Raw genomic sequence first — 7,608 nt, 5'->3', positions numbered from 1 at the left:
AAAAGCCAATAAAAATCAAAAAACATGGCAGACCTGCCGTTAGTCTGTTTCGTTACGGTCTGGATTTTTTGTGCGATTCTATTGTTCGGTTGGCAGATAAAATCAATCACTTTCAGCAAGCTCTGAAAATTCTGAACGACATGCCATCGCCTGCTTGTTCCTGATCGCTTATCATATTTTTTCTGGTAGCCGCGGATTATCTTATGGAAAATAACCGTGATCCGGCAGGAAATAAGTTTTTAGCAACCAACCACGATGAACAATGGAAGAACAGCAATATTATGTTTACATATTAGCCAGTAAAAAATATGGAACCCTATAAACAAGTAACCTTGCGCAACGCATTTGGCAACACAAGGAAGGCTTAGCTGAAGGATTCACTAAAAAGTACAACGTTCATCATTTGGTTTATTATGAAATTCATTCTGATGTCTACGAAGCAATAACCAGAGAAAAACGCATCAAGAAATGGAACCGATAATGGAAAATAAACCTTATCGAGCAAAACAATCCCCAGTGGCTTGATTTGGGTTTCGGATTATTTTGATGGATGGTTGCCCGCCTACGCGGGCATGACAGGTTTTTTTGTCCTGTACAGAGAGAAATTTGCATCGATTGTTGCATACCTACCACAGAAAGTATAAGCCAACGTCTAAATTCTTATTATCCCCGTTCCTCCAACTCTTCCCAACGTTGATATAAAAGTGCCAACTGTGCTTCTTTCTGGGTAAGTTGTTGGCTTATATTGACGATGGTCTCAGCATTCTGCTGATAAAAAGAAGGGGTTGCCATTTCCGCTTGTAAGACTGCAATGTTTTGCTCTAAGGTTTCAATTTGCTGTGGCAGTTTGGATAATTCGCGTTGTTCATTGAAGCTAAGTTTTTGGGTTGTTTTTGGTTTGACAGGCGCAGGAGAAGCTTTTTTAAGCGTTTGCTTTTGGGCAATCTGCTGTTGGTAGTCATCATACCCACCCACGTAATCATTAAATCGCCCGTTTCCTTCATAAATTACTACACTGGTCACGACATTATTAATAAAAGTCCGATCGTGACTAATTAGCAATAACGTTCCTGGATAGTCAATCAACATGGACTCTAATAATTCTAAAGTTTCTAAATCCAAATCGTTGGTAGGTTCATCCATCACTAAAAGATTGACGGGTTTGGCAAATAATTTCGCTAGCAACAAGCGGTTCCTTTCTCCACCAGATAAGGTTGAAACCGGTTGAGTAAAACTTTCAGTAGGGAATAAAAATTCTTTCAAGTAGCTTGCGACATGTTTTTGCTTACCATTGACGGTGACGTAATCCGCCCCTTCTGCGACATTTGCCATTACTGTCTGCTTGGGATCTAGAGAACGGCGTAATTGATCAAAATACGCGACTTCTAAAGAGGTTCCATGGCGAAGTTCACCGGAGTCTGGCGTAATTACCCCTAAAAGAATTTGAATTAATGTTGTTTTTCCACAACCGTTTGGCCCCACTATCCCGACCTTATCCCCTCGCATTAACCGTAATGAAAAATCTTGGATAAGGGGGGCTCCAGCAATGGAGTAGTCGATATGTTTAGCCTCTAAAACTAATTTTCCTGAACGACTCACTTCAAGATCCAAGCCTTCGAGTTTACCCATTGGATTTCGTCGTTTTTGGTAGGCTTCGCGCATGGCTTTTAGCGCACGGACGCGCCCTTCATTTCGGGTTCTTCTTGCTTTAATTCCTTGCCTCAACCAAGCTTCTTCCTCACTTAGTCGCTTATCAAATAGATCGGCATGTTTTTGTTCACTTAATCTCATCGCTTCTTTACGATCTAAATAAGTCTCATAATTGCATTCATAACGATTTAATTGGCCACGATCAATTTCAATAATATGATTTGTCACCTGCGACAAAAAAGCTCGATCATGAGTCACTAACAATAAGCTGCCGTTATACTGCTTTAAATAGGCTTCCAACCATTCGATGCTATTGATATCCAAATGGTTCGTTGGCTCATCAAGAATTAATAAATCCGGCTCAGCAATGAGCGCTGCTGCCAATAAAGCACGACGCTTCATTCCTCCGGATAATTCGCTCATGAGCGCTTCCTTATCCAACCCTAAACGCGACGCCAATGCATCAATTGTTGGCAACAAATCCCAAGCATGGTACTGATCGATTTGCTGCTGATAATAGGCTGTCTTGTCGGTGTCCCCATGAATGTTACTCGCATGAAAACCCGCGATTGCCTCACCTATTTCACCGAGATCTCTGACTAAAAAATGATAGACTGGCTCATTCTCGCTAATCGGAACTTCTTGTGAAAGTCCTGCGATTTTGAGTCCGCTTTGCTTTTGAATTTGCCCACTATCTTGCACCAGCTCACCAAGCAAGAGCTTTAATAGCGTAGACTTCCCCGCACCATTACGCCCTACTAGGGCAATGTGTTCATGATCTTGGATTTGTAAGTCCGCGTTATCTAAGATTTGTTTGCCGGCAAGATTAAGGCTTACGTTATGAAATGACAAAATACTCATAGGTTAAGTTTAGCCAGAAAGCACCATAATAGCATCCATTTCCACCTGAGCATTACGGGGTAATGCGGCGACCCCAATCGCAGCTCTGGCAGGGTATGGTTCAGAAAAATAATGCTTCATGGCTTCATTGATTAAAGGGAAATGGGTTAAATCAGTTAAATAAACGTTTAGCTTTACAATATTGGATAAACTACCCCCTGCTGCTTCACAAACTGATGCTAAGTTTTCAATCACCTGTTTGATTTGCGCACGTATTTCATCGCTGCACAATTGCATGGTTTTAGGATCTAAAGGAATTTGCCCAGAGAGATAAATAACTTGACCACACTGAATGGCCTGACTATATGTCCCAATAGCTTCTGGAGCTAAAGCAGATTTGATTACTTTCATTTATTCACCATATTTTTTACGATAAAGCCGTAAGACTATCTTCTTCGCCCTTAATCGCCTCATTATTTTTGCCAGATGGGTTCGATTTTGAACACTGAGCGAAAATGTGACGGCGTTATGGCGTCCATCACGGGGATCGACGTTGATGTTTCCAATGTTAGATTCCGCTTCAGAAATTGCAGTAGCCAGCGCTGCAAGGACACCACGTTTATTGAACACTTCAACCGTAACATCCACCCAAAACTCTCCCTTTACATTTTCATCCCATCGTAGTGAAATGAATTGCTCAGGATTAATCTTGGCCTGATTAATCACAGGACATTCACTGGTATGGACCAAAATTCCTCGTCCTTGTTGAAATCGACCTACAATGCTGTCGCCAGGAATTGGTTGACAACATTCTGCAAAATTCACCACCATGCCTTCCGTACCTTTAATCGCCAGAGGCCTAGTTTTTGTGGATTTAATTAAATCGCCACTTTCTTGTGCTACGACTAAGCGCTTGGCAATCACCATTGGCATTTGATTACCAATGCCAATTGCATAGAGCAAATCATCCACCGACTTATAATTTAAATCACTTAATAAGGCGTGCAAAGAATCTTCGGGAATTTTCGAGTAATTGCTTCCTAGCTCAGAAAAAGCTTGCTCCAATAATCGTTTGCCCAGCACAATGGATTCAGCGTGCTGTTGGCCTTTTAAAAAGTTACGAATATTACTGCGTGCTTTGCCTGTTACCACAAAATTTAACCAGGATGGATTAGGATGAGCGCCGGGCGCTGTGATCACTTCCACCGTTTGGCCGTTGGTTAAGGGAATGCTTAGTGGAACTAAACGACGATTGACTTTGGCCGCCACACAGCCATTACCGACATCGGAGTGTACAGAATAAGCAAAATCAACCGGTGTGGCCCCTTTAGGCAACTCCATAATCTCCCCTTTAGGAGTAAAGACATACACTTCATCGGGAAATAAATCAATTTTTACATGCTCAATGAATTCTAATGAGTTCCCCGTTGAGCGTTGCATTTCCAATAAGCGCTGCACCCACTCTCTGGCACGAAGTTGGGCTTCATTCACTTCCAGTCCAGAAGATTTATAGATCCAGTGCGCGGCAACCCCATTGGCTGCGACATTATCCATATCACGCGTTCGGATTTGTACTTCTAAAGGCAAACCATAGGGACCAAAAAGGGTGGTATGAAGCGATTGATAGCCGTTGACTTTCGGAATTCCAATGTAATCCTTAAACCGTTGAGGCACGGGTTTATAGGTTTGGTGCAAAGCACCCAAAACACGATAACAAGCATCAATGTCTTCGGTAATTACGCGAAAAGCAAACACATCCATAATTTCAGCAAAGGATGCTTTTTTTTGCTTCATTTTGCGATAAATACTGTATAAATGCTTCTGACGACCAAAGACATGTTCATAGGGGATGTTGAGTTTATCTAATGCTTCTTGTAAATCCTGTTCAATTCTTTGGGTAATTTCACGACGATTACCACGTGATTTTTCAACAGCAGATTTGATGGCACGATAACGCATGGGATAGAGCGCTTTAAAACCAAGATCTTCAAGACCTATATATATCGAATGCATGCCTAAGCGGTTTGCAATGGGAGCATATATCTCAAGTGTTTCAATTGCAATTCGTTCCTTTTTCGCTCTGGGCATAACCCCCAAGGTACTCATGTTGTGCAAACGGTCGGCTAGCTTGACAATGATGACTCGTATATCCTTTACCATTGCCAATACCATCTTACGAAAATTTTCAGCTTGAGCTTCTGCGCGAGATTCGAATTTAATCTGCGTTAATTTCGTAACACCATCCACTAAAGCGCCAACTTCATCACCAAACTGTTTTATGAGATCGGCCTGACTTAGGGAAGTGTCTTCAACAACATCATGCAGTAAAGTTGCCATAATCGTTTGATAGTCCAAACGCATTTTAGCTAAAATGAAGGCTGCGGCTACAGGATGAGAAATGTAGGGTTCACCGGAACGTCGCATTTGACCTTTATGGGCATTCTCTGCAACCTGAAAGGCTTGGTGGCATCTTTCAATAAATTCAGGCTCAAGATAGCATTGCAGCTCTTCTTGCAATTCCTTAAAGTAATCCACACTGCTCTCCTGCGCTTATACAATGCCATTATTGAAACAAGAAATGTTTCAATAATGGCAACGGGGGAGGGAAATTATTCTTGATTCAGATAGTCAGAAGAAATAAATCCATCGGCAATTTCTCTAAGCGCGACAACCGTTGGCTTATCATTTTCCCACTCAACCATTGGCTGAGCGCCACGAACTGCAATATCACGAGCTCGTTTTGTTGCGAGCATCACCAGCTCAAAGCGGTTATTAACATGTTCTAAGCAATCTTCAACTGTAACTCGTGCCATAACTCAGCTTCCCCCTACGATTAACATGAAAAACAAATAAAGTAACCCCTCACCCCATCTTCTCTTTTGTGACTTCCCAATTATAGGAAGGCACTAAAGGGCGAATAGTAACCTAACATTATATTCTACTGCGATGTCAACAATAAAGAAAGTAATTTTCTTTGCTGGATCGATTGTCGCTCGATACGTAAACGATGAGCGATTACTATTGATTTTAGCTCATTTGCTGCATTTTTGAACTCATCATTAACGATTAAATAATCAAATTCATCGTAATGACTCAGTTCATCCTTCGCTTTGTTCATGCGAGCATCAATGACGGTTTGTTTGTCTTGTTTGCGATTAAACAATCGTTGTTTCAACGCATCAAGCGATGGTGGAATAATAAAAATCCCAACCGCATCTTTATACTGGCTCTTAATTTGCTTGGCCCCTTGCCAATCAATATCTAACACGACATCGATTCCAGCGCGTAACCGATCCTGTATTTGAGTTTTTGAAGTACCATAGGAATGCTCGAAAACATGAGCGTGTTCGATAAACGCTTGCTCTTCAATCATCTGGTTAAACGTTGACTGGTCAATAAAAAAATAATCAACACCATGGGTTTCACCTGGTCGTTGTAGTCGTGTTGTATGAGAAATAGAAACTTCTATTTTTTCTAGCTCTTCAACCAATTTTTTGACTAAACTTGTTTTGCCCCCCCCAGAAGGAGCCGCAACAATGAATAAACTACCCAAATAATCTTCAGCCATGATCGTTTACTCTATATTTTGAATTTGCTCACGCATTTGCTCGATAAGCACTTTCATTTCCACGGCATGTTGAGTTAAAGCCGCTGTGTCCGATTTGGAACTTAATGTATTCGCTTCGCGATTTAACTCTTGCATCAAAAAATCAAGACGCCGTCCAACCGCTTCCTTACTTGCCAATACCCTAGATACTTCCTCAATGTGTGCTTTTAAGCGATCTATTTCTTCGCTCACATCAAGTTTAGCCAGCATTAAAGCAATTTCCTGCTCAATACGATTATCCGCTACATTAATTTGCAAAGCTTCTAAGCGGCTCAATAATTTTTCACGGGCTTGAGTAGAGATCAAGCCAACTAACTGTTCAACTTGCTTTACTTCATTAGCCAATAACGATAAACGCGAATCAACAAATTCTTTTAATTTTTTTCCTTCAATGCTTCTTGCGTATACAAGCTCATCAAGCGCCAGCGTAAATAAACCTTCTACTTCATGGACTAAGGCATCGCGATCGGGCTGACCCAATTCCGCAACGCCTGGCCAGGATAAAAGATTGCTTACGGTGAGATCATTTGCCAGTTGCTGCTGTTCGGCCAGCTGATTCCCAGCGTTTATTAGCGCGTTCATCAAGCCTTCATTAATTAGGATAGCCTTTTCTGCACCGGGTGCGTAATCGAGTTTAAGCTGACAATCCAACTTTCCGCGACTGATTTTTCCTCGAAACGCATTACGGCAAGTAATTTCTAAACCCCGGAACGGTTCTGGAAGACGAAAGCCTGCTTCTAAATAACGATGATTAACAGACTTTATCTCCCAACAAACAACCGTAGAATCCACTTGGCTTTGCACCCTGGCAAAAGCGGTCATACTATGAGTCATGGCTTTAAGAGCTTATTAAAGTTTTGCGCGACTATACCGGAAATTTTTAAAAAAACAAACCCGAGTATAATGCAGGACCTCTGTACATGACAAAAACCCTGTCATGCCCGCGCAGGCGGGCAACCATCCATCAAAATAATCCGAACCCCAAATCAAGCCACTGGGGGTTGTTTTGCTCGATAAGGTTTATTTTCCATTATCGGTTCCATTTCTTGATGCGTTTTTCTCTGGTTATTGCTTCGTAGACATCAGAATGAATTTCATAATAAACCAAATGATGAACGTTGTACTTTTTAGTGAATCCTTCAGCCAAGCCTTCCTTGTGTTGCCAAATGCGTTGCGCAAGGTTACTTGTTTATAGGGTGCCATATTTTTTACTGGCTAATATGTAAACATAATATTGTTTTTCTTCCATTGTTCATCGTGGTTGGTTGCTAAAAACTTATTTCCTGCCGGATCACGGTTATTTTCCATAAGATAATCCGCTGCTACCAGAAAAAATATGATAAGCGATGAGGAACAAGCAGGCGATGGCATGGCGTTCAGAATTTTCAGAGCTTGCTGAAAGTGATTGGTTTTATCTGCCAACCGAACAATAGAATCGCACAAAAAATCCAGACCGTAACGAAACAGACTAACGGCAGGTCTGCCATGTTTTTTGATTTTTATTGGCTTTT

The 7,608-nt window shown here is 41.5% G+C and carries 6 protein-coding genes and 3 pseudogenes; 1 reads left to right on the top strand and 8 read right to left on the bottom strand.

The window, feature by feature from the left end; genetic code table 11:
* Positions 1-262: 262 nt before the first annotated feature.
* Positions 263-547: pseudogene (locus E1O47_RS11670) on the top strand (GIY-YIG nuclease family protein).
* 116 nt (positions 548-663) lie between these two features.
* Here E1O47_RS11670 and E1O47_RS11665 read toward each other — a convergent pair.
* The 8 genes and pseudogenes from E1O47_RS11665 to E1O47_RS11630 form a co-directional block, all read right to left on the bottom strand.
* On the bottom strand, positions 664-2,511 hold the full coding sequence (locus tag E1O47_RS11665) for an ATP-binding cassette domain-containing protein (RefSeq protein WP_133131430.1): 1,848 nt from the start codon (positions 2,509-2,511) through the stop codon (positions 664-666).
* A 9-nt stretch (positions 2,512-2,520) separates the two neighbouring features.
* Positions 2,521-2,901 (bottom strand): RidA family protein, encoded by a 381-nt coding sequence (locus E1O47_RS11660; protein WP_133131429.1) that lies wholly within the window; start codon positions 2,899-2,901, stop codon positions 2,521-2,523.
* Positions 2,902-5,025 (bottom strand): bifunctional GTP diphosphokinase/guanosine-3',5'-bis pyrophosphate 3'-pyrophosphohydrolase, encoded by a 2,124-nt coding sequence (gene spoT, locus E1O47_RS11655; protein WP_133131428.1) that lies wholly within the window; start codon positions 5,023-5,025, stop codon positions 2,902-2,904.
* Positions 5,026-5,099: 74 nt separating this feature from the next.
* A complete protein-coding gene (gene rpoZ / locus E1O47_RS11650; protein ID WP_133131427.1) occupies positions 5,100-5,303 on the bottom strand; it encodes a DNA-directed RNA polymerase subunit omega in 204 nt (67 codons plus the stop codon).
* Between the two features lie 125 nt (positions 5,304-5,428).
* Positions 5,429-6,058, bottom strand: coding sequence for a guanylate kinase (gmk, locus tag E1O47_RS11645; RefSeq protein ID WP_133131426.1), 630 nt, complete (start codon positions 6,056-6,058; stop codon positions 5,429-5,431).
* A gap of 6 nt (positions 6,059-6,064) precedes the next feature.
* Complete coding sequence (locus tag E1O47_RS11640) at positions 6,065-6,931, bottom strand: YicC/YloC family endoribonuclease (RefSeq protein WP_133131425.1); 867 nt, start codon at positions 6,929-6,931, stop codon at positions 6,065-6,067.
* Positions 6,932-7,061: 130 nt separating this feature from the next.
* Positions 7,062-7,346 (bottom strand): annotated as a pseudogene (locus E1O47_RS11635) (GIY-YIG nuclease family protein).
* Positions 7,313-7,608 (bottom strand): annotated as a pseudogene (locus E1O47_RS11630) (hypothetical protein); the annotation flags it as partial. The pseudogenes E1O47_RS11635 and E1O47_RS11630, both read right to left, overlap by 34 nt.

It is taken from the genome of Legionella yabuuchiae, from assembly GCF_900640115.1.
GTDB lineage: Bacteria > Pseudomonadota > Gammaproteobacteria > Legionellales > Legionellaceae > Legionella_A > Legionella_A yabuuchiae.
This window is presented reverse-complemented; position numbering and strand designations above follow the sequence as displayed.